At 70.8% G+C, this 26,373-nt stretch carries 14 protein-coding genes and 2 pseudogenes; 12 read left to right on the top strand and 4 right to left on the bottom strand.

Annotation, left to right across the window (positions count from 1 at the left end):
* Positions 1-40 precede the first annotated feature (40 nt).
* Entirely contained in the window at positions 41-2,752 is a 2,712-nt protein-coding gene (gene glgP, locus K9S39_RS15185) for an alpha-glucan family phosphorylase (protein ID WP_248863871.1), read from the bottom strand.
* 603 nt (positions 2,753-3,355) lie between these two features.
* On the opposite strand from glgP, the gene K9S39_RS15190 reads away from it, so the two are divergent.
* From K9S39_RS15190 to glgB, 4 genes and pseudogenes are all read left to right on the top strand, one after another.
* Entirely contained in the window at positions 3,356-5,359 is a 2,004-nt protein-coding gene (locus K9S39_RS15190; RefSeq protein ID WP_248863872.1) for an alpha-1,4-glucan--maltose-1-phosphate maltosyltransferase, read from the top strand.
* Positions 5,356-7,074: a maltose alpha-D-glucosyltransferase gene (gene treS / locus K9S39_RS15195; protein ID WP_248863873.1), complete on the top strand. Its 1,719-nt coding sequence runs from the start codon at positions 5,356-5,358 to the stop codon at positions 7,072-7,074. Before K9S39_RS15190 ends, treS begins: the two co-directional genes overlap by 4 nt.
* 342 nt (positions 7,075-7,416) lie before the next feature.
* A pseudogene (locus K9S39_RS15200) lies at positions 7,417-8,847 on the top strand (maltokinase N-terminal cap-like domain-containing protein); the annotation flags it as partial.
* Between the two features lie 1,238 nt (positions 8,848-10,085).
* Entirely contained in the window at positions 10,086-12,293 is a 2,208-nt protein-coding gene (gene glgB, locus K9S39_RS15205) for a 1,4-alpha-glucan branching enzyme (protein WP_248868774.1), read from the top strand.
* Between the two features lie 167 nt (positions 12,294-12,460).
* On the opposite strand, the gene K9S39_RS15210 is transcribed toward glgB, so the two are convergent.
* Both K9S39_RS15210 and K9S39_RS15215 read right to left on the bottom strand, forming a co-directional pair.
* Complete coding sequence (locus K9S39_RS15210; protein ID WP_319949637.1) at positions 12,461-12,655, bottom strand: DUF4259 domain-containing protein; 195 nt, start codon at positions 12,653-12,655, stop codon at positions 12,461-12,463.
* A 293-nt stretch (positions 12,656-12,948) separates the two neighbouring features.
* Positions 12,949-14,418: a cation:dicarboxylate symporter family transporter gene (locus K9S39_RS15215; protein ID WP_248863876.1), complete on the bottom strand. Its 1,470-nt coding sequence runs from the start codon at positions 14,416-14,418 to the stop codon at positions 12,949-12,951.
* A gap of 142 nt (positions 14,419-14,560) precedes the next feature.
* Between K9S39_RS15215 and K9S39_RS15220 the strand changes: the two are divergent.
* From K9S39_RS15220 to K9S39_RS15250, 7 genes and pseudogenes are all read left to right on the top strand, one after another.
* Positions 14,561-14,862, top strand: a pseudogene (locus K9S39_RS15220) (histidine kinase); the annotation flags it as partial.
* 88 nt (positions 14,863-14,950) lie between these two features.
* Positions 14,951-16,315: an ABC transporter substrate-binding protein gene (locus K9S39_RS15225; protein WP_248863877.1), complete on the top strand. Its 1,365-nt coding sequence runs from the start codon at positions 14,951-14,953 to the stop codon at positions 16,313-16,315.
* Positions 16,312-17,169: a carbohydrate ABC transporter permease gene (locus K9S39_RS15230; protein WP_248863878.1), complete on the top strand. Its 858-nt coding sequence runs from the start codon at positions 16,312-16,314 to the stop codon at positions 17,167-17,169. The genes K9S39_RS15225 and K9S39_RS15230 overlap by 4 nt, the downstream gene beginning before the upstream one ends.
* On the top strand, positions 17,169-18,065 hold the full coding sequence (locus K9S39_RS15235; RefSeq protein WP_248863879.1) for a carbohydrate ABC transporter permease: 897 nt from the start codon (positions 17,169-17,171) through the stop codon (positions 18,063-18,065). Before K9S39_RS15230 ends, K9S39_RS15235 begins: the two co-directional genes overlap by 1 nt.
* Positions 18,066-18,201: 136 nt before the next feature.
* A complete protein-coding gene (locus K9S39_RS15240; RefSeq protein ID WP_248863880.1) occupies positions 18,202-18,909 on the top strand; it encodes a helix-turn-helix domain-containing protein in 708 nt (235 codons plus the stop codon).
* 237 nt (positions 18,910-19,146) lie between these two features.
* A complete protein-coding gene (locus K9S39_RS15245) occupies positions 19,147-19,956 on the top strand; it encodes an ABC transporter ATP-binding protein (protein ID WP_248863881.1) in 810 nt (269 codons plus the stop codon).
* 206 nt (positions 19,957-20,162) lie between these two features.
* On the top strand, positions 20,163-22,751 hold the full coding sequence (locus K9S39_RS15250; protein WP_248863882.1) for an ABC transporter permease: 2,589 nt from the start codon (positions 20,163-20,165) through the stop codon (positions 22,749-22,751).
* A gap of 244 nt (positions 22,752-22,995) precedes the next feature.
* Here K9S39_RS15250 and K9S39_RS15255 read toward each other — a convergent pair whose 3' ends face one another.
* The gene (locus tag K9S39_RS15255) at positions 22,996-24,021 is read right to left on the bottom strand and encodes an ATP-dependent 6-phosphofructokinase (RefSeq protein ID WP_248863883.1); all 1,026 of its coding nucleotides are present in this window, start codon (positions 24,019-24,021) and stop codon (positions 22,996-22,998) included.
* A 244-nt stretch (positions 24,022-24,265) separates the two neighbouring features.
* On the opposite strand from K9S39_RS15255, the gene pta reads away from it, so the two are divergent.
* Positions 24,266-26,362 (top strand): phosphate acetyltransferase, encoded by a 2,097-nt coding sequence (gene pta / locus K9S39_RS15260; RefSeq protein ID WP_248863884.1) that lies wholly within the window; start codon positions 24,266-24,268, stop codon positions 26,360-26,362.
* Positions 26,363-26,373 lie beyond the last annotated feature (11 nt).

A 26,373-nucleotide genomic window follows, 5' to 3' on the forward strand; every position in this document is an offset into this window, starting at 1 on the left:
ACAGCCGAAACGTCGGCTCAGGCAAAGCGCAGCGGACACCTCAACGAAGTAGCACGCCCGGCGGCGCGCCACTCCCCTCGGCGGGAGGCACCGCCACCACCCCCACCTCCACCCCCGAGGCCAGCAGCCGGTGAGCCGGCAGAACCCGGACCGTGTAGCCGAAGGACCCGGTGCGGTCCAGAGCGAGCGCCCCTTCGTAGAGGTGGCCGCCCGCGAGGTCGGGGCCGGCGGTCGGTTTGAGAGGGGCGGCGGTGGCGTCGGTGATGCGGTCCGAGCCGTCCACGCGGCCGGAGACGACCTGTACCTCGACGTCGTCCGGGGTGAGGGCGCCGAGCGTCACCCGGACCCGCAGGGCGAGGGTGGCGCCCAGCTCCCCGCTGCCGTCCGGCTGCCCGCTGCCGGACGGGTCCCCGCTTCCGGACGGCGGGGCGGTGCCGGTCTCCACATGGTCGACCGAGACCCCCGGCCAGGCGGCCCGTAACCGCGCCTTGTAGTCGGCCAGTCCGCGGGCCGCGTCCGGGGCGACGGCCAGGGCGCGATGGGCGTACGCAGCCGGGGTGTAGAGCCGGTCGACGTACTCGCGCACCATGCGTCCGGCGAGCACCTTGGGCCCGAGCGTGGTGAGCGTGCGACGGACCATCTCGACCCAGCGGCGCGGGATCCCGGTGTCGTCGCGGTCGTAGAAGCGCGGCGCCACCTGCTGTTCCAGCAGCGTGTAGAGGGCGCCGGCCTCCAGGTCGTCGCGGCGGTCGTCATCGGTGGCGGCGCCGTCGGCGGTCGGGATGGACCAGCCGAAGTCCGGCTCGTACCACTCGTCCCACCAGCCGTCCCGCACCGACAGGTTCAGCGCGCCGTTGAGCGCCGCCTTCATCCCGGAGGTGCCGCACGCCTCCAGCGGCCGCAGCGGGTTGTTGAGCCAGACGTCGCAGCCGGGGTAGAGCTTCTGGGCCATCGCCATGCCGTAGTCGGGCAGGAAGACCAGGCGGTGCCGGACCCGGGGGTCGTCGGAGAACCGCACCAGTTCCTGGATGAGCCGTTTGCCGTTCTCGTCGGCGGGGTGCGCCTTGCCCGCGACGACGATCTGGACGGGACGTTCGGGGTGCAGCAGCAGTTCCGTCAGCCGTGCGCGGTCTCGCAGCATGAGAGTGAGGCGCTTGTAGGACGGCACCCGGCGGGCGAACCCGATGGTGAGGACGCCGGGGTCGAGGACCCGCTCGATCCAGCCGAGTTCGGCGGTGCCGGCGCCGCGCTCCCGCCAGGAGGCGCACAGCCGTTCGCGGACCTCGGCCACCAGCTGTTCGCGCAGGGTGCGGCGCAGCTCCCAGATGGCGGCATCGGGGATGCCGGCGACCGCTGCCCGGCGCTGCGAGCCGCCCACGGTCAGTGCGTGCTCCGTCCGGCCGGCGCCGACCTGCGGTGTGCCGAGCCGCAGCACCTCGGGCGCCACCCAGGTGGGCGCGTGCACCCCGTTGGTGATGGAGGTGATCGGTACCTCGTCGGCGTCGAATCCCGGCCACAGGCCGGCGAACATCTCCCGGCTGACCTGGCCGTGCAGGGTGGAGACGCCGTTGGCGCGCTGGGCCAGCCGCAGCCCCATGACGGCCATGTTGAAGAGGCCGGGTTCGCCGCCCGGGTAGGACTCGCGGCCCAGTTCGAGGATGCGTTCGGGGTCGATGCCGGGCAGCTCGCCGTCGTCGGCGAAGTGGCGGGCGACCAGGGCACGGTCGAAGCGGTCGATGCCGGCCGGGACGGGGGTGTGCGTGGTGAAGACCGTGCCGGCCCGGACGGCCTCCAGGGCGGCGTCGAACTGCAGGCCGCCATCGGTGAGTTCACGGATGCGTTCCAGGCCGAGGAAGCCGGCGTGGCCCTCGTTGGTGTGGAAGACCTCGGGTGCGGGGTGACCGGCCAGCCGGCAGTACGTACGCACCGCCCGTACACCGCCGATGCCCAGCAGCATCTCCTGGAGCAGCCGGTGTTCGCTGCCGCCCCCGTAGAGCCGGTCGGTGACATCGCGCTCACCGGGGCCGTTCTCCTCCACATCGGAGTCGAGCAGCAGCAGCGGGACCCGGCCGACCTGGGCCTGCCAGACGGCCGCGCGCAGCCGGCGGCCGCCGGGGAGGGCCAGCGCGACCTGTGCGGGTGTGCCGTCGGCCTCCCGCAGCGTGATCAGCGGCAGCTCGTTCGGGTCCAGGACCGGGTAGTGCTCCTGCTGCCAGCCGTCGCGGGACAGCGACTGCCGGAAGTAGCCGTGCCGGTAGAGGAGCCCGACGCCGATCAGCGATACGCCGAGGTCGCTGGCGGCCTTGAGGTGGTCGCCGGCGAGGATGCCGAGGCCGCCGGAGTACTGGGGCAGCGCGGCGGTGATGCCGAACTCGGGCGAGAAGTAGGCGATGGCGGCGGGCCGGGCCGGGGTTCCGCCGCCGTCCGCGGCCTCGGTTCCGTCACTCCCGGGGAAAGCCTCCTGGTACCAGCGGCGGCGGCCGAGATAGTCGTGCAGCTCGTCGACGGCGGCGTTCAGCCGGCGCAGAAAGCGGCGGTCCGCGGCCAGCTCGGCCAGCCGCCCGGCGGAGACGGCGGCGAGCATCCGTACCGGGTCGGCGCCCGCCCGCCGCCAGCCCTCCGGGTCGACGGCCTGGAACAGCTCGCGGGTTTCCGGGTGCCATGACCAGCGCAGATTGCGCGCCAGGTCGCAGAGAGGTCGAAGGGGTTCGGGAAGGACGGGACGCACGGTGAATCGACGAATGGCCTTCACTCCTCGACGGTAACGGCGCCGCGCCCCCGGCAACCAGCACGCGCCCCGGCCTGGGCGCGGCGCCGTCCTGGTGCCTCTCCCCGATATGGCCGAATCCGGTCCCTGACGCGCTCTTGTCCGGACCCCTTCCTGGCGAGAGGCTGCGGTGAGGCGCCGACGGGCCCCGGCGCGCCACCGGTTTTCCCCGCACACCGCAACTCCGCTGTTTTCACACCGAGTTGAGGAGGCGACGCCGATCGTGTCTGCGCTGCGCAGGGCCCGTCCGCGAGGGCTCCCGGGGGTGCCCGGCGGAGCACGGCGAGCCCGTGGTTACGTACCGGTAGTTCACATACAGCCGGATTGCCCGGCCGTCACCGGAGGGAAGACTCAGTCAGTACGCCGTTCCCTCCGTCCCGCCGGGGACCCCGCCGGCCGCCCGCCGGGGGCATACCGGCCCGGCCACCCTCCCCCACTCCCGAATGCGCTTGAGCAGGGGGAGCCACATCCCGCCGCCAACCGAGTGAAAGCGGACAGAAGCGCCCACGCCCGCACCCTGTCCGTCTGCTATGGAGCGGATACAAAGGACAAAATCTCCGCAAAGCGTCACAAGCCCCTGGTGAGCCCATGATCGGTCGCATCCCTGTTCTGGACATCCGCCCGCAGATCGATGGCGGCCGCCGCCCGGCGAAGGCGGTGGTGGGAGAGACTTTCGACGTCTCGGCCACCGTCTTCCGCGAAGGGCCTGACGCGGTGGGCGCCAATGTGGTGCTGCGCAATCCGGCCGGCCGCTGCGGCCCGTGGACACCGATGGCCGAGCGGATGCCCGGCACCGACCGCTGGAGCGCGGAGGTCACCCCGGACATCGAGGGCCGCTGGACGTACACCGTCGAGGCGTGGTCGGACCCGATCGCCACCTGGCGGCACCATGCCACGATCAAGATCCCGGCCGGCATCGACACCGAGCTGGTGCTCACCGAGGGCGCCGCACTCCATGAACGGGCGGCCTCGGACGTCCCCAAGAGCGACGGCCGGGAGTCGGTGCTCGCCGCCGTGGACGCGCTGCGCAACGGGGTGCTGCCCGCCGCCACCCGGCTCGCCGCGGCGCTGTCCCCCGAGGTCACCGCGGTGCTGGCACGTTATCCGCTGCGTGAACTGCTCACCGTCTCACGGCCGATGCCGCTGGTCGTCGAGCGCCGGCGGGCCCTGTACGGCTCGTGGTACGAGCTCTTCCCACGCTCCGAGGGCGCCACCACCGGGCCGGACGGCGCCCTCGTCAGCGGCACCCTGCGCACCGCCGCCGAACGGCTGCCCGCCGTCGCCGCGATGGGCTTCGACGTGGTCTACCTCCCCCCGGTCCACCCCATCGGCACCGCCTTCCGCAAGGGCCCCAACAACGCGCTGTCGGCGGGCCCGGACGACGTCGGCTCCCCCTGGGCCATCGGCTCCGCCATCGGCGGTCATGACGCCCTCCACCCGGACCTGGGCACCTTCGAGGACTTCGACCACTTCGTGCGCACCGCCCGCGATCTGCGGATGGAAGTGGCCCTGGACTTCGCGCTGCAGTGCTCCCCCGACCACCCCTGGGTCGTGCAGCATCCCCAGTGGTTCCACCACCGCGCGGACGGCTCCATCGCCTACGCCGAGAACCCGCCGAAGAAGTACCAGGACATCTACCCCCTGGCCTTCGACAGGGACTTCCGCGGGCTGGTCCGCGAGACGCTGCGGCTGCTGCGCTTCTGGATGGCGAAGGGCGTACGGATCTTCCGCGTCGACAATCCGCACACCAAGCCCGTGGTGTTCTGGGAGAAGGTGCTCGCCGACATCGGCCGCACCGACCCGGATGTGCTCTTCCTCGCCGAGGCGTTCACCCGGCCCGCGATGCTGCACACCCTCGCCCAGGTCGGCTTCCACCAGTCGTACACCTACTTCACCTGGCGCAACACCAAACAGGAGCTCACCGACTATCTCACCGAGCTCTCCGGCGACAGCGCCGCCTTCCTGCGGCCGAACTTCTTTGTGAACACCCCGGACATCCTGCACGCCTACCTCCAGGAAGGCGGCCGCCCCGCCTTCGAGGTACGCGCCGTCCTGGCCGCGACGCTCTCCCCGACCTGGGGCGTCTACGCCGGATACGAACTGTGCGAGTCGACTCCCCTGCGCCGCGGCAGCGAGGAGTACCTCGACTCGGAGAAGTACCAACTCAGGCCCCGCGACTGGGAAGCGGCGGCCCGGGAAGGGCGCACCATCGCACCGCTCATCACCGCGCTGAACCGCATCCGCCGCCGGCACCCCGCCCTTCAGCAACTGCGCTCGCTGCGCTTCCACCACGTCGACAACGACGCGGTGATCGCGTACTCCAAGCGCGCCGGTCAGGGCGCCTCGGCGGACACGGTCCTCACCGTGGTCAACCTCGACCCGCACCACACCCAGGAGGCGACGGTGTCGTTGGACATGCCGGAACTCGGCCTCGGCCGGCACGATTCCTTCCCGGTGCGCGACGAGCTCACCGGCGACACCTACCACTGGGGCAGGGACAACTATGTGCGCCTGGCGCCGGGCCGTACTCCGGCGCCCGCTCATGTGCTGTCCCTGCGACCGTCCTCACCGATCGGAGGGTCACCCAATTGATCGTCAATGAGCCCGTCCCCGACAAGTTCGAGGACACACCGGCGAAGGACCGCGATCCCGACTGGTTCAAACGGGCCGTCTTCTACGAAGTCCTGGTGCGCTCTTTCCAGGACAGCAACGGTGACGGCATCGGTGACCTCAAAGGCATCACGGCGAAGCTCGACTATCTGCAGTGGCTGGGGGTGGACTGTCTCTGGCTGCCGCCGTTCTTCAAATCCCCGCTGCGGGACGGCGGATACGATGTCTCCGACTACTCCTCCGTGCTCCCGGAATTCGGCGACCTGGCCGATTTCGTGGAATTCGTCGACGCCGCCCACCAGCGCGGAATGCGGGTCATCATCGACATGGTGATGAACCACACCAGCGACCAGCACCCGTGGTTCCAGGAGTCGCGCACGGATCCCGACGGGCCGTACGGCGACTACTACGTCTGGGCGGACGACGACAAGCAGTACGCCGACGCGCGGATCATCTTCGTCGACACCGAAGCCTCCAACTGGACCTTCGACCCGGTGCGCAAGCAGTACTACTGGCACCGCTTCTTCTCCCACCAGCCGGATCTCAACTACGAGAACCCGACGGTCCAGGAGGAGATGATCTCCGCGCTGCGGTTCTGGCTCGACCTGGGGATCGACGGCTTCCGGCTGGACGCGGTGCCGTACCTCTACGCCGAGGAAGGCACCAACTGCGAGAACCTGCCCGCCTCGCACGCCTTTCTCAAGCGGGTCCGGGCCGAGGTCGACGCGCACTATCCGGACACGGTACTGCTGGCCGAGGCCAATCAATGGCCCGAGGACGTCGTCGACTACTTCGGTGACTACACGGTGGGCGGCGACGAATGCCATATGGCGTTCCACTTCCCGGTCATGCCGCGGATCTTCATGGCGGTACGCCGCGAATCGCGTTACCCGGTATCGGAAATCCTCGCCAAGACCCCGGCGATCCCGTCCGGCTGCCAGTGGGGAATCTTCCTGCGCAACCATGACGAGCTGACCCTCGAAATGGTCACGGACGAAGAACGCGACTACATGTACGCGGAATATGCCAAGGACCCCCGGATGCGCGCCAATATCGGCATCCGACGGCGCCTCGCCCCGCTGCTCGACAACGACCGCAACCAGATCGAACTCTTCACCGCGCTGCTGCTCTCCCTGCCCGGCTCACCGATTCTCTATTACGGCGACGAGATCGGCATGGGCGACAACATCTGGCTCGGTGACCGGGACGCGGTACGCACCCCGATGCAGTGGACGCCGGACCGCAACGCCGGCTTCTCCTCCTGCGACCCGGGCCGGCTCTTCCTCCCCACGATCATGGATCCGGTCTACGGCTACCAGGTCACCAACGTCGAGGCGGCGATGAGCTCGCCCTCGTCGCTGCTGCACTGGACCCGCCGGATGATCGAGATCCGTAAGCAGAACCCGGCGTTCGGACTGGGCAGCTACACCGAACTGCCCTCCACCAACCCGGCGGTGCTGGCCTTCCTGCGGGAAGCGGAGGGCACCGGCGGGGCGGATGACGACCTGGTGCTGTGCGTGCACAACTTCTCCCGCTTCGCCCAGCCGACCGAGCTGGACCTGCGGTCCTTCAACGGCCGCCACCCGGTGGAACTCATCGGTGGCGTCCGCTTCCCGGCCATCGGTGAACTCCCGTACCTGCTCACCCTCGCGGGCCACGGGTTCTACTGGTTCCGGCTGCGGAAGAACCCCGCGTAGCCGGCCGGGCAGGGCATATCAGCCGCACCACACCGGTCCAGCAGGCAGACCCGTCCGGGCGAGGCCCAAGAATCCGCCCGTACGCGGCCGCACGGCGCGTACGGGCGTTTTTTGACCTCTCGACCTCTCGTCCGGGGGGCCGGACCACAACCGGACACGTACCGGCGCCGGCGCGCTGCCGCAGCCGGACACCTACCAGTGCCGGTGCGCCACGGGGCGATCCCCCGCCGCCGGTCCCCGGACTCCGTCTGGGGGTACCCCCACCGCGCCGCCGCACAGTCAAGGCCGCATTCCGGGACACTTGCCGTATCCGTCGTGTGCCCGGGGAAAGGACGCGACGCCATGTCGGACACCGCCTCGACCCGTGCCACCCGCCACACCTCTGACCGCCCGCTCCTCGCCGCCCCCGATCTGCTGTCCTCACTGGTACCGCTGCTCGCCGCATGGGTGCCCCGCCAGCGCTGGTTCGCCGGCAAGGGACGACTGATCACCGGATTCACGCTGGTCTCCGCGACCGAACTGCTGCCGTGCACCACCGACGGCAGCACACCGGGCCTGCTCCAGCTGCTCGTCCGCGCCCAGCAGAATGCCCCGGCCGGCCGTACGCCCGCCGCCGACTGCTATCAACTCCTGCTCGGCGTACACCCCGCGCCACCACCACGGCTGGCGCCCGCGGCGATCGGCCGCCCCTCCGGCGGCCCGCTGCGCGGCCGCACCGTCTACGACGCGCTGCTCGACAGCCGACTGTGCGGGCTGCTCCTGGAGCGGCTGCGGACGCCCGGCCGGATCGGCGCGCTGCGCTTCTACCGCGAACCGGACCGCGACATCGCGTCCGGACTGCCGGCCCGGCCGATCGCCGTCGAGCAGTCCAACTCCTCGATCGTGTACGGCGATACGTACATCCTGAAGGTCTTCCGGCGGATCGCGCCCGGCATCAACCCGGATCTGGAACTGCCGCGCGCCCTGGCCGACGTCAACTGCGCACGGGTGCCCGCGCCCGCCGCGTGGTACGAGGCGGACGCCGCCGACGACGGCGGGGAGGCCACCACCCTCGGTGTGCTCCAGCCGTTCCTGCCGGGCTCGGCGGACGGCTGGCAGTTGGCCCTCAACGCACTGGCCGTACGCGCCGACTTCACCGGCTCCGCGCGGGCACTCGGCCATGCCACCGCCGAGGTGCACACCGCGCTCGCCGAGACACTGCCGACCACCGCACTGCACAGCCCGCAGCTGGAGACGATCGCCGCCCGGATGGCCGAGCGGCTGGACGCCACCGCCCGTGCGGTGCCCGCGCTCCAGCCCTACCGCGCCCGGCTGCGAGCCGCCTTCGACGCGCTCGCCGCGGTCGGCCAGGACGGACGCAGCTGGGCCGCCCAGCGCATCCACGGCGATCTGCACCTGGGCCAGACGCTGCGCTCCGCCGAGGAGGGCCGCTGGTCGCTGATCGACTTCGAGGGTGAACCGGCCCGCCCGCTGGGCGAGCGGCGACGGCCGCAGCCGGCGCTGCGCGATGTCGCGGCGATGCTGCGCTCCTTCGACTACGCGGCGCGCAGCGGACCGTCCGGGGGCGATCCCTGGTCCCTGGAGTGGGCGCGGCGCACCCGCGACGCCTACTGCCGGGGATACGCCGAGGCCGGCGGGCTCGATCCGCGCTCGGCCCCCGAGCTGATGCGCGCCTACGAGACCGACAAGGCCGTCTACGAGGTGCTCTACGAGGCCCGCCACCGCCCCGACTGGCTGTCCGTCCCGATGGCCGCGATCCACCGGCTGGCTGCGGGCGAGGAGCGGTTGGAGGACGGGGACGGGCCGGTGGGGGTGGAGGGGATGGAGAGGGCTGATGGGGCGAGCCGGAGTGGGCGGGGTGGTGGTGAGGCGGTACGGGCTCCGCGGGGTGGTGGGGGTACGGGGAGTGCGTGGACCGCCGGGGGCGGCGGGGCCGGGCGGGGTGGTGGGCCCGCGGGGGCTGGGCAGTCGGCCGGGGCCTCACGGTTGGCTCCGTCGCCCCGGTTGTCCGACTCGCCCCGGTACTCCGGTTCCCCCGACTCGACCGGCTCGACCGGCGCCTCCGGCGCCACCAGGTCGGCCAGGGCCGACGGACGCGGGTGACCGGAGCGCGGCCGGGCACCCGTTCGCGCCACTGAAGGTGTCGCCGTCCCCGGCATCATCGTTGGCACTGGCGCTCCCCTCCCGATCCCGCCACGCGCACGACCACACTGCCCGCCCGTCGTCCGACCACGTCCGACCGCTCGGCGGCGACGGGCCCGCCCCTCCGCGGGCCCGGCCCGGCCGCCCTCCGCACACCAGCCCCGGCCCCTCCCCGGCCCCCGGGCCCACACCGTCCCCCACACTCCCCCTCCGATCCGACCTGATGCTCGTCCCCTAGGAGGCCCCTCGTGACCGCCCGTCCACCGTCCCGGCGTACCACTCCCGATACCGCGCCCGCCAAGGCGGCGGCCGACGCCCCCGCGACGGTGCGACCCGGCCGCACCACGGCATCCCGGCCACCGGCCGACAAGCCCACCGCCAGAACCGAGCGGACCGCCGCCCCACAGAGCCCCGCAACCGGGGACACCGGGACGACCGGGCCAACCGGACCAACCGGGGCAGTCGGACCAGCCGGGCCGGCCGGCAGCGCCAAGACCGCCACGGCGACCGAGACCCCCGAGACGGGGCCCACCCAGACCCCGGCCACGGCAGCAGGACCCACCAAGACCGCAGTCCCGGCAACCGAGCCCGCCAAAGCCACCCCCTCCGCAACCGGGCCCACCAGGACCGCGACCTCGCCAACCGGCCCCGAAAGCAGCCCAACGGCCGTCACCGCCGAGCGTTCCGCCGTCGGTTCCGCCGCCCCTCGTCCGCCCGCGCCCCGGGCCTCGGACACCGCGCCCACGCCCGCGCCTGCCGGCTCCCGTACTTCCTCCCGCACCTCCTCCCGTGCCGGCGACAAGCCGGCGGCCCGGTCCCGTGCCGCCAAGCCGAAGGCCGGCAGTCGTGGCGTACGCGTCGCCACCCCGCTGTCCGACGAGGACCGCGGGCGGCTGCTGGCCGGCACGCATCACGATCCGCACAGCCTGCTCGGCGTGCGTCCCGTCCGTGGCGGGCTGCTCTTCCGGGCCCTGCGCCCGTACGCGAAGAGCGTCACCGTCCTGGCCAAGGGCCTGCGCACCACCCTGCACCCCGAGGGCGACGGGCTGTTCGCCGGAGTGCTGCCGCTGCGCAAGATCCCCGACTACCGGCTCCTGGTCGAGTACGAGGACACCACCCTGACGGTGCGGGACCCCTACCGCTTCCTGCCCGCGGTCGGCGAGCTGGATCTGCACCTGCTCGGCGAGGGCCGCCATGAGCGGCTATGGCACGCGCTGGGTGCCCGGATCATGGAACACCAGGGCGTGACCGGCACCCGCTTCACGGTCTGGGCGCCCAATGCCCTCGGCGTCCGTGTCGTCGGCAACGTCAACTACTGGGACGGCACCGCCTTTCCGATGCGTTCACTGGGCTCGTCCGGTGTCTGGGAACTGTTCCTCCCGGGCATCGGCGAGGGCGAGCTCTACAAGTTCGAGATCACCCGGCCGGACGGCTCCCGGACCCTGCGCGCCGACCCGATGGCGCGGCGCACCGAGTGCCCGCCCGCCAACGCCTCGGTCGTCGAGCAGTCGCACCACCGCTGGCGGGACGCCGCCTGGATGGCGCGGCGCGGTGAGCGTCCCGTGCACGAGGCACCGCTGTCCGTCTACGAAGTGCACCTCCCCTCCTGGCGCCCGGGCCTCACCTATCGGCAGCTTGCGGAGCAACTCCCCTCTTATGTCAAGGACTTGGGCTTCACCCATGTCGAACTGATGCCGGTCTCGGAGCACCCCTTCGGCGGGTCGTGGGGCTATCAGGTGACCGGGTTCTACGCACCCACCGCGCGGATGGGCACCCCGGACGACTTCCGGTTCCTGATCGACGCACTGCACCGGGCCGGTATCGGCGTACTGATGGACTGGGTCCCGGCGCACTTCCCGCGCGACGACTGGGCGCTGGCGGAGTTCGACGGGCGGCCGCTGTACGAGCCCGGAGACCCGGCACGGGCCGCGCACCCGGACTGGGGCACCCTGGAGTTCGACTACGGGCGCGCCGAGGTCCGTAATTTCCTGGTCGCCAACGCCGTGTACTGGTGCGAGGAGTTCCATATCGACGGCCTTCGGGTGGACGCCGTCGCCTCGATGCTCTACCTCGACTACTCGCGTGCGGAGGGCGACTGGACGCCCAACGTCAACGGCGGGCGGGAGAATCTCGACGCCGTCGCCTTCCTCCAGGAGATGAACGCGACGGTCTACCGCCGCTGCCCCGGCGTCGTCACCATCGCCGAGGAGTCCACGGCCTGGGACGGCGTCACCCGCGCCACCCATCATGTCGGCCCGACGGGATTCGGCGGTCTGGGGTTCGGTCTGAAATGGAACATGGGCTGGATGCACGACTCCCTCGTCTATATGTCCAAGGAGCCGGTGCACCGTAAGTACCACCACGGTGAGATGACCTTCTCCATGATCTATGCCTACTCCGAGAACTATGTGCTGCCGATCTCCCACGACGAGGTGGTGCACGGCAAGCGCTCACTGGTGTCGAAGATGCCCGGTGACTGGTGGCAGCAGCGCGCCAACCACCGGGCGTACCTCGCCTATATGTGGGCCCATCCCGGCAAGCAACTCCTCTTCATGGGACAGGAGTTCGCCCAGGGCGCGGAGTGGGCGGAGAGCCACGGTCCGGACTGGTGGCTGCTGGACCCGTCGTACGAGGCGGAGCCGGACCACCGGGGCGTACGCGATCTCGTCCGTGATCTGAACCGTCACTACACCGCTACGCCCGCGCTCTGGGAACGGGACACCGACCCGGCGGGGTTCTCCTGGATCGACGGGGACGCCGGCGAGGACAATGTCTTCTCCTTTCTGCGGTTCGCCGCAGGGGGGCACCACTCAGGACGTTCAGGCTCTGCCGGAGGCGCCCCCCTGATCTCGGTCACCAACTTCTCCCCCGTCGTACGCCACGCCTACCGGCTCGGCGTGCCCGATCACATCCCCGCCTGGCGCGAGTTCCTCAACACCGACGACCCCCGCTACGGCGGCAGCGGCGTCGCCAACACCGAGGCCCTCAAGGCCGAACCGATCCCCTGGAACGGCCGCGCCACCTCGATCGCGGCGGTGCTCCCCCCGCTGGCCACGATCTGGCTGCGGCCGGCCTGAGCACGCCAGGGACGAATGCCGTCGACGTCAGGGACGGGTGCCGTCATCGTCAGGGGCCCTTGCTGTCACGGACATTGCTCATCCTGGTCAGTGATGACCGCATCCGTCCTCGATCGCGGTACGGCCTGCTGTTGCGCCCGCCCGGACCGGCCCCGCCCCGCCCGGCCTCAGACCGACTCCGAGGCCGGGCGGAGGGCGGTACGCAGTGCGTCCACCGACGCACGCCACTGCGGGCCGCTCGGGGAGTCGTCCCACAGCTCGGCGAGTTCCGGATCCGGTGCCGGCACCCGCTCCAGGGCCCCGTCCGCCAGGTCGTCCAGATCCCCCCGCGAAATCCGCCGCGGCGTCGCCGCCGAACCGATCCGTACTCCATGTGCCCATGGTCTCCCCCTCCTTCACCACGCCTCGCGCAAGGCCCTCTCGCACAGCCCCGCCCGAGGCCACAACCGGCTGTCGATCTGCCATCAACTGCATGGTGCCGGGCACCACTGACAATCGACCTCGGACAGCCGTGCCCGGGCAGAAAGCATCGGGTCAGAGGGGAGATGAACGACGGGACGCGGCAGCCCTGCGCCACCGTCCGCCGACGACGAAGGGGCGGGCGTCCCGCGGCACCCGCCCCTCCCCTCCTGCTCGCCGGCTCCCCGCCCCGGCGTCAGACCTTCGCCGACGCCCTCTCCCCGTCGTCCCGCGGCCCGACGGCCCGAGCGGCAGACGTCTCGCCGGCCCCTTCGCCGGACGCCGCGCCGTGCCCGCGCCCGTGCCCGTCGCCATGCCCGTGCCCGTCCCCGTGTCCGTCGGCAGACAGCGTCTTCTCGTCGAACGGCACCCGGCCGGACAGCACTTCCGCCGCCCGGCTCCTGTCGATCTCCTTGGTCCAGGTGCCGATCAGGACCGTGGCCACCGCGTTGCCGGCGAAGTTGGTCATCGCGCGGGCCTCGCTCATGAAGCGGTCGATACCGACGATCAGGCCGACGCCGTCGACCAGTTCGGGGCGGTGCGACTGCAGGCCGCCCGCCAGCGTCGCCAGGCCCGCGCCGGTGACGCCCGCCGCGCCCTTCGACGCGACGACCATGAAGACCAGCAGCGAGATCTGCTGGCCCAGGGAGAGCGGCTCGCCCATCGCCTCGGCCACGAACAGCGAGGCCATCGTCAGATAGATGGCGGTGCCGTCGAGGTTGAAGCTGTAGCCGGTGGGCACGGTGATGCCGGCCACCGGCTTGCTGACGCCCAGGTGTTCCATCTTCGCGATCAGCCTGGGGAGCGCCGATTCCGAGGAGGACGTGGAGAGGATCAGCAGGAACTCGCGCCCCAGGTACTTCAGCAGCAGGAAGATGTTGATGCCGGCGACCAGCCGCAGCAGCGCGCCGAGCACCAGGAAGACGAACAGCAGACAGGTGGTGTAGAAGCCGATCATGATGATGGCCAGCGTCTTCAGCGCGTCCAGCCCGGTCTCGCCGACCACCGCCGCGATGGCACCGAAGGCACCCACCGGCGCCACCCACATGATCATGGACAGCACCCGGAACACCAGCCGCTGGATGTGCCCGATGCCGCGCAGCACCGGCTCACCGGCCGGCCCCAGCGCCTGCAGCCCGAAGCCGGCCAGCAGCGCCACCAGCAGCGTCTGGAGTACCTTTCCCTCGGTGAAGGCGGAGACCAGCGTGGTGGGGATCATGCCGAGCAGGAACTCGGACAGGGACTCGCCGCCGCCCTCCGTCTGGGCCCGGCCCGCGTGCCGTACGGATTCGGTCAGTTGGAGCCCGGAGCCGGGTTCCAACAGGTTGCCGACGAGCAGACCGATGGCCAGCGCGACGGTGGACATCACCAGGAAGTAGCCGAGAGCGAGTCCGCCCACCGCGCCGACCTTGGCCGCCTTACGGACCGAGCCGACGCCCAACACGATGGTGCAGAAGATGATGGGCGAGATCATCATCTTGATGAGGTCCACGAAACCGGTGCCGAGCGGCTTGAGCTGGACGGCGGCACCGGGGGCGGCGAAGCCCACGACGATGCCCAGCAACACGGCGCCGATCACGGCGACATAGAGGTAATGGGTGCGGTCCCGCTTCTTGGGCGCGGTCTCCTCGGTGGTGTCCCCGGACGGTGGGGTCTGTGCAGCCACGGCTGCCTCCTCGGTATACGGCTGTGCGCTGATCTGCGGCTCCGTCGCACAACAAGTCCCGGCGACTAAGCACTTCGCCGTGGCGTGCGTCATCCTTGCGTTCATTTCGTTCACGCAAAAGCGGCCGTGCAGACTGTTGCACATGCGACTCCCCCGTCCCCGGCCTCCCCGGAGGCTGCGCGGCCTCCGCAGCCTCGCCGGCCAACTCTTCGCGATGCAGGTCGTGCTGGTGACGGTGGCTGTCGTGGGCTGTGCCGTCTTCGCCTGTCTCAGCGCGGGTCGGCAGGCGGAGGAGACACCGCCCGGCGGCGGGCGACCGCGGCGGCCACCGCCGTCGCCGATTCGCCCGCGGTGGTGGCGGCCCGCTCGCCGCATCCGACGGCCGCGCTCCAGCCGTACGCCGAGCGGCCCGGTCGGCCGTCCGGAATTGCGCTACCGGTGGTCGGGCCATTGACCCCTTTGTGAGCGGTGACCTACTTTCAGCGGGCAGCCTGCCGTGGTGGATTGCCCGTGGTCAGTTGGAGGTCGTGCCGTGCGCCCCACCGCTCCACTGCTTCTGCTCACCGCCGCCGTGCTGGCCGCGGGCACGCTCACCGCCTGCGGCGGCGGGCCCGGGAGCGACCGGAACACCGTCAAGGTCGCCTTCATCAAGGACACCAACAGCAAGGTCACGGTCCGGGACGACTACATCGAGCTGGTGGCGCGGCGGTTCGAGAAGGCCAACCCCGGCAAGAAGGTCAAGCTCGTCCCGATCCAGGCTTCGGAGAACGACTACTACACCAAGATCCAGCAGATGATGCGCTCCCCGAAGACCGCCCCGGACGTGGTCTACGAGGACACCTTCCTCATCAGCTCCGACATCGAGGCGGGGCTGCTGCGCCCCCTGGACCCGTATATCGAGAAGTGGGACGACTGGGGACAGTTCGAGGCGACCGCGAAGGGCGCGGCCAAGGGGCAGGACGGCAAGACGTACGGCGTTCCGGACGGCACGGACACCCGGGGTCTGTGGTTCAACAAGAAGATCTTCAAGCGGGCCGGGCTGGCCACCGACTGGCGGCCCCGGACCTGGGACGAGGTGCTCGACACGGCCCGGACGATCAAGCGGAAGGTCCCCGGCGTCATCCCGCTGAACGTCTTCACCGGCAAGGGCGCGGGCGAGGCCGCCGTCATGCAGGGCTTCGAGATGCTGCTGTACGGCACCGGCAAGAACCAGCTCTACGACCCGGACACGAAGAAATGGGTCACCGGCAGCAAGGGCTTCAAGGACAGCCTGAGGTTCATCGACACCGTCTACAAGGAGAAGCTCGGGCCGGACCTGTCCGACGCCCTCAGCCCCAACATCCAGCCCCTGGTCGCGACCGAGCTGCTGCCCGAGGAGAAGCTCGCCATCGACCTCGACGGTTCGTGGCTGGGCCAGCAGTGGCAGAAGACCGGCGGCGGGCGTCCCTGGCCCGAGTGGTCGACGACGCTCGGCCAGGCGCCGTTCCCGACCCAGCACGGCGCTCCGCCGGGCAAGGTCAGCCTGGCCGGCGGCTGGACGTGGTCGGTGCCGCGGAAGGCCCAACACCCCGAACTGGCATGGAAGTTGATCGAGACCCTCCAGACGAAACAGAACGCCCTCGAATGGTGCGTACGAGGCGCACACATCGCCGTCCGCAAGGACGTCGCCGACGATCCGCGCTATCTGACGTCGGTGCCGGGCATCGGCTTCTTCACAAGCCTTGTCAAGATCAGCCGGTACCGGCCCGCGCTGCCCGCCTATCCCAAGGTGGCCTCGGCCATCGGTGAGGCCATGGAGGCGGTCACCGCCGACGACTCGTCACCGGAGCAGGCCGCCAAGGACTACGACGCGCGGCTGACGTCCCTCGTGGCCGGTCAGGTCGTCGCCAAGCCATGACCAGGAGCCTGCTGCGCTGGTCCCCGCTCGCGCCGGCCACGGTCGTTCTGCTGCTCTTCCTCGCCGGGCCCATCGGCTACTGCGTCGTCATCGCCTTCACCGACACCCAGCTGACCGGCCAGGAATCGGCGTCCTTCGTGGGCCTGGCCAACTTCCGGCACGCCTTCGGGGACGCCGGTTTCCGCAACGCGGTCGTACTGACCCTGGTGTTCACCGTGCTCTCCTCGCTCGTCGGCCAGAACACCCTGGGGCTCGCGCTGGCAGGCCTGATGCGGCGCGCCTCACGGCCCGTGCGCGCGGTCACCGGCGCGGTGGTGATCACCGCCTGGGTGATCCCGGAGATCGTCGCGGGCTTCCTCCTCTATTCCTTCTTCGAACGCCGCGGCACCCTCAACGCCGTCCTGGAATGGCTTCACCTTCCCACCCAGAACTGGCTGTTCACCCTCCCCATCGTTGCCGTGTCGTTCGCCAACGTCTGGCGTGGCACCGCCTTCTCGATGCTCGTCTACTCCGCGGCGCTCTCCGAGGTCCCCCAGGAGGTCACGGAGTCGGCGGAGGTCGACGGCGCGGGCGGGCTCCGGCGGCTGTGGTACATCACGCTGCCGATGATCCGCCGCTCCATCGGCACCAATCTGATGCTCAACACCCTCCAGACGCTCTCCGTCTTCGGGCTGATCTGGGCGATGACGCGCGGCGGCCCCGGGAGCCGCAGCCAGACGCTGCCGGTTTTCATGTACGACCAGGCGTTCATGAAGTCCCTGATCGGCTACGGCACGGCGGTGGCGCTGCTGCTGCTCGTCGTGGGCGCGCTGTTCTCGGCGGTCTGTCTGCGTCTGATGCGCGAGGAGGTGTGATGGCGCGCCCGGCCAGGTCGGCCCGGTCCCTCCTGACCCGGCCCGGCCTCCCCCGAGCTCTCCGACAAGCTCCGAGAAGGGGGTACCGCCATCGGATCGCCGCCGACGCGGGGCTGCTGCTCACCGCGGTGGCGTTCGCGGTCCCGCTGGCCTGGCTGGTGCTGTCGTCGCTGGACACGGAGGCGACACTGCGGGTGCGGCTGCCCGCGTCCCCCGGCCTGGACAACTTCTCGGCGGTGCTGACCGACGAGATCACCTTCACGCCGATGCTCAACAGTCTGCTGCTGTGCGGCGGCGCCACGCTGATCACGGTGGTCTGCGCGGCGCCGGCCGCCTATCCGCTCTCCCGTTTCCGCGCCCGCTTCAGCCGCCCGTACCTGCTGACCATTCTGTTCGCGACCTGCCTGCCGATCACCGCGGTGATGGTCCCGGTCTACGGACTGTTCGTGCAGGTCAACCTGATCGACACCAGGTACGGCACCGCGCTGTTCCTGGCCGCCGCCCAACTCCCGTTCGCCATCTGGCTGATGAAGAACTTCATGGACGGCGTGCCGAAGGCTCTGGAGGAGGCGGCGTGGACGGACGGCGCCTCCTGGCTGCAGACCCTGTGGCGGGTCATCCTGCCGCTGATGGGGCCCGGGCTCACCGTCGTGACGATCTACACCTTCATCATGATGTGGGGGAACTTCTTCGTCCCCTTCATGCTGCTGCTCTCCCCGGAGCAACTGCCCGCGTCCGTCACCATCTTCACGTTCTTCGGCAATTACGGAGCCATCGCCTTCGGCGAACTCGCGGCATTTTCCCTGCTCTACTCGACACCGGTGATCCTTCTCTACATCCTTGTCTCCAGGCGCCTCGGCGGCGGGTTCGCGCTCGGGGGCGCGGTGAAGGGCTGAGGGGCCGGTTCAGGACAGGCCGGTGGCGGGAAATCGACGCGCGGAGACCGGGAAAACCGGACGGTATGGAGCTTCCTACGACATTCAGCCTTGGGCATATGCACGATAGGTGCGCTGCCACCTCGTCACTTACCGTGTGCCGGTGAACACGCATGCCGGGGAGCCCCGCAGGCCCCCTTTCGACGCCGAGGCCGCCCGCCGGCTCCGCGAGGCCCTCGGCATGACCCCTGCCCATGTCGCCTACGGGATCGGGGCCGCCTACGGCATCCGGGTGGCGCCCGCGACGGTGGCGTCCTGGGAGCTGGGCGAGACCTCCCCGACCGAAGCCGAGCTGACCGCGCTGGCCGGGGCCCTGTGGTGCGCGCCCGGCGAGCTCATCACCGCTCCCGGCACACTGCGCGAATACCGCCTGGCGGCCGGCCTGGCGGCGGACGAACTGGCGCTGCGGATCGGCATGGACCAGGCCGCGTACGACGCGCTGGAGGCCGGCGGAGTATGGCGCGGCAACGACCGGCAGGCCGCGGCCCTCTCCGAGGTGCTCGATCTGCCGCTGCCCGCGCTGGTCCGGTTCACCGGTCAGGAAGCGAAGCTGACCGAGATGCTGACCAGCGCCGCCAGCACCCGCTGGCAGGGGTACGTGCGGCCGGTCGGCAAGGTCGTACCGCTGCCCAAGGAGCAGATCCAGGACGTGCTGGAGGAGCTGCACCGCGAGTACCACGACACGATGGCGGCGTCGCTCAACTGGGGCGAGGGCGGCAGCGCCGAGGAGTCCCGCAGGGCGGGGCGCGCGTTCCTCGACGGCATCGTGGAGAGGTTCTGGGAGCGGACCGGGCTGTCGGGATGAGGACGGCGGCCGCGGTGAGCGAGGGTGCGGACGGCGGCGGGCGCGGGGTCCGGCCGGGTTCCCGTCGGTCGTAGGTCTGACGGGCGTCCCCCCACGGTATGACGGCAGGGGGTGCTGTCGGACCGCTGGCTGACCCGACATTCCAACCCTCGGACTGACGGCTGGGCTGACCTGCGCATTCGAGAATTGGGACATCGAATTCCAGCAGATCGTCCGTCCCCACTTCAGGAGTCCTCCGTGTCCCACGCGGCCGCCTTTCCCGGTTTCCCCGGTTCTCCCCATCCCTCCGCCCCCGCCCGTGCCACCGCGGCCGTCGCCGCCCGCGCGACGGATCTGAGCAAGGTCTACGGCCAGGGCGAGACCCGCGTGGTCGCGCTGGACTCCGTCTCCGTGGAGTTCGGCAAGGGCCGGTTCACGGCCATCATGGGCCCGTCCGGGTCCGGCAAGTCCACGCTCATGCACTGCATGGCCGGTCTGGACGCGATCTCCAGCGGCTCGGCGCGGATCGGCGACGTCGAGCTGGCGTCACTGGGCGACAAGCAGCTGACGCGACTGCGCCGCGACAAGATCGGCTTTATCTTCCAGGCGTTCAATCTGCTGCCGACGCTCACCGCGCTGGAGAACATCACCCTGCCGATGGCCATCGCCGGCCGCCGGCCCGACCGGCAGTGGCTCGACTCCGTCATCGAAACCGTCGGCCTGACCGGGCGGCTCGCGCACCGGCCCGCACAGCTCTCCGGCGGCCAGCAGCAGCGGGTCGCCGTCGCCCGTGCGCTGGCCGCCCAGCCGGAGATCATCTTCGCGGACGAGCCGACCGGCAACCTCGACTCCCGTTCCGGCGCCGAAGTGCTGGGCTTTCTGCGGGAGTCGGTGCGGGCCATGAACCAGACGGTGGTGATGGTCACTCACGACCCGGTCGCGGCCGGCTATGCGGACCGGGTGGTGTTCCTCGCGGACGGCCGGATAGTAGAGGAGCTCCACGAGCCGACCGCCGACGCCGTGCTGGACCGGATGCGGCTGTTCGACGCCAAGGGCCGTACGAGCTGACACCGGCGCGGCCCGGCGCACCCGGCGCGGTACGCCCGGCCCCCCACGGCGCCGCACCCGGCCGCCCGACGCGGTACGCCCGGCCCCCCACGGCGCCGCACCCGGCCGCCCGACGCGGTACGCCCAGCCACCCACGGCGCCGCACCCGGCCGCCCGCCGACCTCCCGTATCCAGAGCAACCGCACCCCAGGACTGACACCACCACCATGCTGCGTACCGCCCTGCGCAATGTCCTTGCGCACAAAGCCCGGCTGATGATGACCGCACTCGCGGTCCTGCTCGGCGTCGCCTTCGTCGCCGGCACCCTGATCTTCAGCGACACCGTCGGCGAGGCCGTGAAGAACGCCTCCGCCAAGAGCCTCAAGGATGTGGCCGTCTCCGTCCAGGCCATCTCCGACCCCGATGCCCCTGGCACGGAGGAGAAGGACGGCAAGCGGGCCACCGCGCTCGACCAGTCGCTGGCGGACCGCATCCGCGAGCTGCCGGGCGTCCGGTCCGTCCGGTCCGACGTCACCGGCTCGGCGACGCTCGCCGGGAAGGACGACCAGCCGATCGGCAACGGCTGGCAGAACCGCGCCGTCAACTACCAGCCGGGCAAGGACGGCCAGGACAGCCGCTACCCGCTGGCCCAGGGACGCGGCCCGGCGGCCGAGAACGAGATGGCACTCGCCGAGAGCACCGCGAAGGCCGCCGGCTACAAGATCGGCGACACCGTGCGGTTCGCCACCGACGGTCCGGTGCTGAAGAAGAAGCTGGTCGGCATCGTCGCCACAGACGACCCGCAGGTGACCGCGGGCGGCAGCCTGGCGCTGTTCGACACCGCCACCGCGCAGAAGCTGTATCTGCACCCCGGCCAGTTCGACGAGCTGGTCGTGACCGCCACGCCCGGCGCCGACCAGCAGGCGCTGACCATGAAGGTCCGCGAACTGCTGCCCAAGGGCCGCGCCGAGGCGACCAGCGGCAGTGAACTCGCCGCCGAACAGACCCGGATGATCGCCCAGCAGAACAGCGCGCTGAGCAAGACCCTGCTGACCTTCGCCGCAATCGCCCTGTTCGTCGGCGTCTTCATCATCGCCAACACCTTCACCATGCTGATATCCCAGCGCAGCCGCGAGATCGCGCTGCTGCGCGCGGTCGGTGCCTCGCGCCGGCAGGTGGTGCGCTCGGTGCTGGCCGAGGCGGGGCTGCTGGGGCTGATCTCGTCCGTCGCAGGCTTCGCGCTGGGCACCGGTATCGCGGTGGGCCTGCGTGCGGTGCTCAACGCCAATGGCGCGGGCTTCCCGGACGGGCCGGTCATCATCAGCCCGACCACGGTGCTCTCCGCACTGGGCGTCGGCGTCGTGGTGACCGTACTGGCCGCATGGCTGCCGTCCCGCAAGGCGGCGAAGATCGCGCCGGTGGAGGCGCTCAGCACCGTCGAGGCGCCGCCCGCGATGCGCAGCCTGGTGCTCCGCAACACCATCGGCGCGGTGATCACCGGCCTCGGTGTGGCCGTGATGCTGTGGGTCTCCACGCTGGCGTCCGGTGACGATCTGCCGATCGCGATGCTGGGCTCGGCGCTGACGCTGACCGGCGTGATCATCCTCGCCCCGCTGCTGTCCCGTCCGCTGGTCGCGCTGGCCGGTGCGGTCACCACCCGGCTGTTCGGCGTCGGCGGCAAGCTGGCCAAGGAGAACGCGCTGCGCAATCCGCGCCGCACCGCCGCGACCGCGTCCGCGCTGATGATCGGCCTCACCCTGATCACCGGCATGACCGTCGTCGGGAACTCCGCGCAGGTCGGCATGGACAAGATGGCGGCCACCGGCCTGACGGCCGACTACAAGATCGAGACCTCGACGTACGTCGGGCTGGACCCCGACCTGTCCGAGAAGGTGGCGAAGGTCCCGGGCGTCGAGGCGACGGTCCCGTTCCGCGGTGCGGGCTTCACCGTCGACGGCGGCTCCGGCACCGGCCAGGGCGGCGACGGCGGCTACGGCTACGTCCGGGGCACCGACCTCTCCCAGATCGGCGAGGTCGCTCAACTCACCTTCAGGAAGGGCTCGTTGGAAGCCGTCCGGGCGCCCGGCGGGATGGCCGTATCGGAGTCCGGGGCGAAGGAGCACGGCTGGCAGGTCGGCGACACCGTGAACGCCGAGTTCTTCGACAAGCAGAAGGAGAAGCTGAAGATAGCCGCCGTCTACGCCGACAACACGACGATCGGTGACGCCTTCGCCGATATGGCACTGGTCACCCCGCATCTGGAGCAGGTCAAAAACGACGAGCTGCTGGTCAAGGCCACCGACGGCGGCTCCGAGGCCCTGGTCAAGGAGATCCGGCACGCCCTCGGCGACAGCCCGCTGCTGAAGATCCAGAACCACGACGACCTGCGCAAGGAGAACGCCGGACAGATCGACACCGTGGTGAACATGGTTTACGGGCTGCTGGGCATGGCCGTCATCATCGCGGTGGTCGGCGTGGTCAACACCCTGGCGATGTCGGTGTTCGAGCGGACCCGGGAGATAGGGATGCTGCGGGCGATAGGACTGGCCCGCAGCGGCATCAAGCAGATGGTCCGGCTGGAGTCGGTGGTCATCTCGCTGTTCGGCGCGGTCCTCGGCATCGGCGTGGGCATCTTCCTGGCCTGGGCCGGCGGCAGCATGGTGGGCTCGTCGTTCCCCACGTACGAGATGGTGCTGCCCTGGGGCCGGCTCGGGCTGTTCCTGCTGATCGCGCTGGTCGTGGGGGTGCTGGCGGCGCTGTGGCCGGCCCGCCGCGCCGCCCGGCTGAACATGCTGGAGGCCGTAGGCGCGCAGTGACGCGTACGCGGTGCCCCGTATCCGGCGGGACCCATCACCCGGCCCCGTAGCGGGCACCGCCCCGTACGGCGAACGGCGGTGCGCCGGCCCTCAACCGAGAGCCGGCGCACCGCCGTTGACACCAGTCCGTATCGAAGCCCCGGGTTCTATACCGAAAAACCCGGTTCGGCGCCGAGGGTCCCGGTCCAGTACCGAAGACCCGGGTTCAGCACCGAAGACCCCGGCTCCGAAGGAAGGCCCCGGTTCAGAAGACCGACTCCGCCTCGTCCATCCGGGTCGCGGGCACCGTCTTGAGCTCGGTGACGGCCTCGGCCAGCGGCACCATCGTGATGTCCGTGCCGCGCAGGGCGGTCATCCTGCCGAAGTCGCCGCGGTGCGCTGCCTCGACGGCGTGCCAGCCGAAGCGGGTGGCGAGCACCCGGTCGTAGGCGGTGGGGGTGCCGCCGCGCTGGACGTGCCCGAGGATGACCGGCCGGGCCTCCTTGCCCAGGCGCTTCTCCAGTTCGCGGGCGAGCGCGTTGCCGATGCCGGAGAACCGCTCATGGCCGTACGGGTCGATGGCGCCCTTCTTGTAGTCCATGGTGCCGGGGGCCGGGTGGGCACCCTCCGCGACACAGACCACGGCGAACTTCTTGCCCCGGGCGAACCGCTCCTCGACCATCTTGACCAGGTCGTTCACATCGAAATCGCGCTCCGGCAGGCAGATGCCGTGCGCGCCGCCGGCCATCCCGGACTCCAGCGCGATCCAGCCCGCATGCCGTCCCATGACCTCGACGACCATGACGCGCTGATGCGACTCCGCGGTGGTCTTGAGCCGGTCGATGGCATCCGTCGCGACGCCGACGGCGGTGTCGAAGCCGAAGGTGCGGTCGGTGGAGGAGATGTCGTTGTCGATGGTCTTCGGGACGCCGACGACGGGCATCCCGGCGTCCGACAGCATCCGGGCGGCGGTGAGCGTGCCCTCGCCGCCGATCGGGATCAGCACATCGATCCCGTAGTCCTTGGAGAGGCCCTTGGCGTTCTCGCAGGCCTCGCGGAGCCGGGCGCGCTCCAGCCGGGACGAGCCGAGGATGGTGCCGCCGCGAGCGAGGATGCCGCTGACCCCTTCGAGGTCGAGCTTGCGGAAGCGTCCGTCGAGCAGGCCCTTGAAGCCGTCCTCGAAGCCGATCACCTCATCGTCGTGGCCGGTGAGGGCGCGGTGGACGACGGACCGGATCACAGCATTCAGTCCGGGGCAGTCGCCGCCTGCGGTGAGGACTCCGATACGCATCGTGCTGTGTCTCCTGTGCTCGCGGTCGGTTCGTGAGAGCCGGTCCGATTGTTTCACGGTCCGGAGGGCGCCGCCTTCACCCGGCGGGCACCCCACTGTCCCCGTCACCGGCCGCTCAGGGGAAACTGGGAGAGCGGCTTAGCCACCCACGCAGGTATTGTCAAGGGGGGCAAGCCGACGATAACGGGTAATTTGCCCTGGTGAGAGCGGAACGAAGAGCGACGAGACGGATCGGAGAGCACGCGTGACGCGCAGCGTGTACGTGACCGGGATCGACCGCGGCGACGGCCGCCAGGTCATCGAGCTGGGAGTCATGGAGCTCCTGACCCGCCATGTCGACCGGGTGGGGGTCTTCCGCCCGCTGATGCACGACGACGGACCGGACCGGCTCTTCGACCTGCTGCGCTCCCGCTACCGGCTCACCCAGTCCGCCGACACCGTATACGGCCTCGGCTACAGCCAGGCCGCCGCCCTCCAGGCCGAGCGCGGCACCGACGAGCTGGTCTCCCGGCTCGTCGAGCGCTTCCACGCCGTGGCCAAGGACTACGAGTACGTCCTGGTCCTCGGCTCGGACTACGCCGACACCAGCCTCCCGGACGAGCTGAGCCTCAACGCCCGGCTCGCCAATGAATTCGGCGCCTCCCTGATCGCCGTCATCGGCGGTCAGGGGCAGGAGGCCGAGTCCGTACGCGCCGAGGCCCGCAACGCCTACCGCGCCTTCCAGTCACTGGGCTGCGACGTCGTCGCCATGGTCGTCAACCGGGTCGCACCCGAGCTGCGCGAGGCCGTCGCCGAGCGGCTCGCCGCCCGTTTCCCGGTGCCCTGCTACGCGCTCCCCGAGGACGGCTCGCTCTCCGCGCCGACCGTCGGGCAGATCGTGCACACCCTCGGCGCGGAGGTGCTGCTGGGCGACAACTCCGGCCTGGCCCGGGACGCGCGGGACTTCGTCTTCGGCGGCGCCATGCTGCCGACCTTCCTCCAGGCTCTGACCCCCGGCTGCCTCGTGGTGACCCCCGGGGACCGCGCCGACCTGGTCATCGGCTCGCTCGCCGCGCACAGCGCCGGCGCCCCGCCGATCGCCGGTGTGCTGCTCACCCTCGACGAGCGGCCGGGCCCCGACATCATGGCGCTGGCCGCCCGCCTCGCCCCCGGCACCCCGGTCGTCTCCGTACCCGGCGGCTCGTTCCCCACCGCCGCCGAGCTGTTCGCCATCGAGGGCAAGCTCAACGCCGCCTCGCCGCGCAAGGCGGAGACCGCGCTGGGCCTCTTCGAGCGGCATGTGGACACCGCGGAGCTGACGGACCGGATCTCGGTCGCCCGCTCGCCGCGCGTCACCCCGATGATGTTCGAGCACGAGCTGATCGAGCGCTCCCGCTCCGGCCGCCGCCGCGTCGTCCTCCCGGAGGGCTCCGAGGAACGCGTCCTGCGCGCCGCCGATGTGCTGCTGCGCCGCGACGTCTGCGATCTGACCCTGCTCGGCGAGGAGGAGTCGATCCGCAAGCGCGCCGCCGACCTGGCCATCGACCTGGCGGACGCCCAGATCATCGACCCGCAGACCTCCGAACTGCGCGAGCGCTTCGCCGAGCTGTACGCGAAGCTGCGCGCCTACAAGGGCGTCTCGTACGAACTGGCCTACGACGTGGTCGCGGAGGTCTCGTACTTCGGGACCCTGATGGTGCAGGAGGGCCTCGCCGACGGCATGGTCTCGGGCGCGGTGCACTCCACGGCCGCCACCATCCGGCCGGCCTTCGAGATCATCAAGACCAAGCCGAACGCCCAGATCGTGTCGTCGGTCTTCTTCATGTGCCTGGCCGACCGCGTCCTGGTCTACGGCGACTGCGCCGTCAACCCGGACCCGAACGCCGAGCAGCTCGCCGACATCGCCATCCAGTCGGCCGCCACCGCCGCCCAGTTCGGCGTCGAGCCGCGGATCGCGATGCTGTCGTACTCCACCGGCACCTCCGGCTCCGGCGCGGAGGTCGACAAGGTCCGCAAGGCCACCGGGATCGTGCGTGAGCTGCGCCCGGATCTGCTGGTCGAGGGCCCGATCCAGTACGACGCGGCAGTGGACGCGGCGGTCGCGCGGACCAAGCTCCCCGACTCCGATGTGGCCGGCAAGGCCACCGTGCTGATCTTCCCGGACCTCAACACCGGCAACAACACCTACAAGGCCGTGCAGCGCTCGGCCGGCGCGGTCGCGGTCGGCCCGGTCCTGCAGGGCCTGCGCAAGCCGGTCAACGACCTCTCGCGCGGCGCCCTGGTCCAGGACATCGTCAACACCGTGGCCATCACCGCCATCCAGGCGCAGGGCGCCCAGCCCGGCGCCGGACACACCGCCTGAGCCCCGCCCCG

The sequence above is a fragment of the Streptomyces halobius genome (assembly GCF_023277745.1).
Taxonomy (GTDB): domain Bacteria; phylum Actinomycetota; class Actinomycetes; order Streptomycetales; family Streptomycetaceae; genus Streptomyces; species Streptomyces halobius.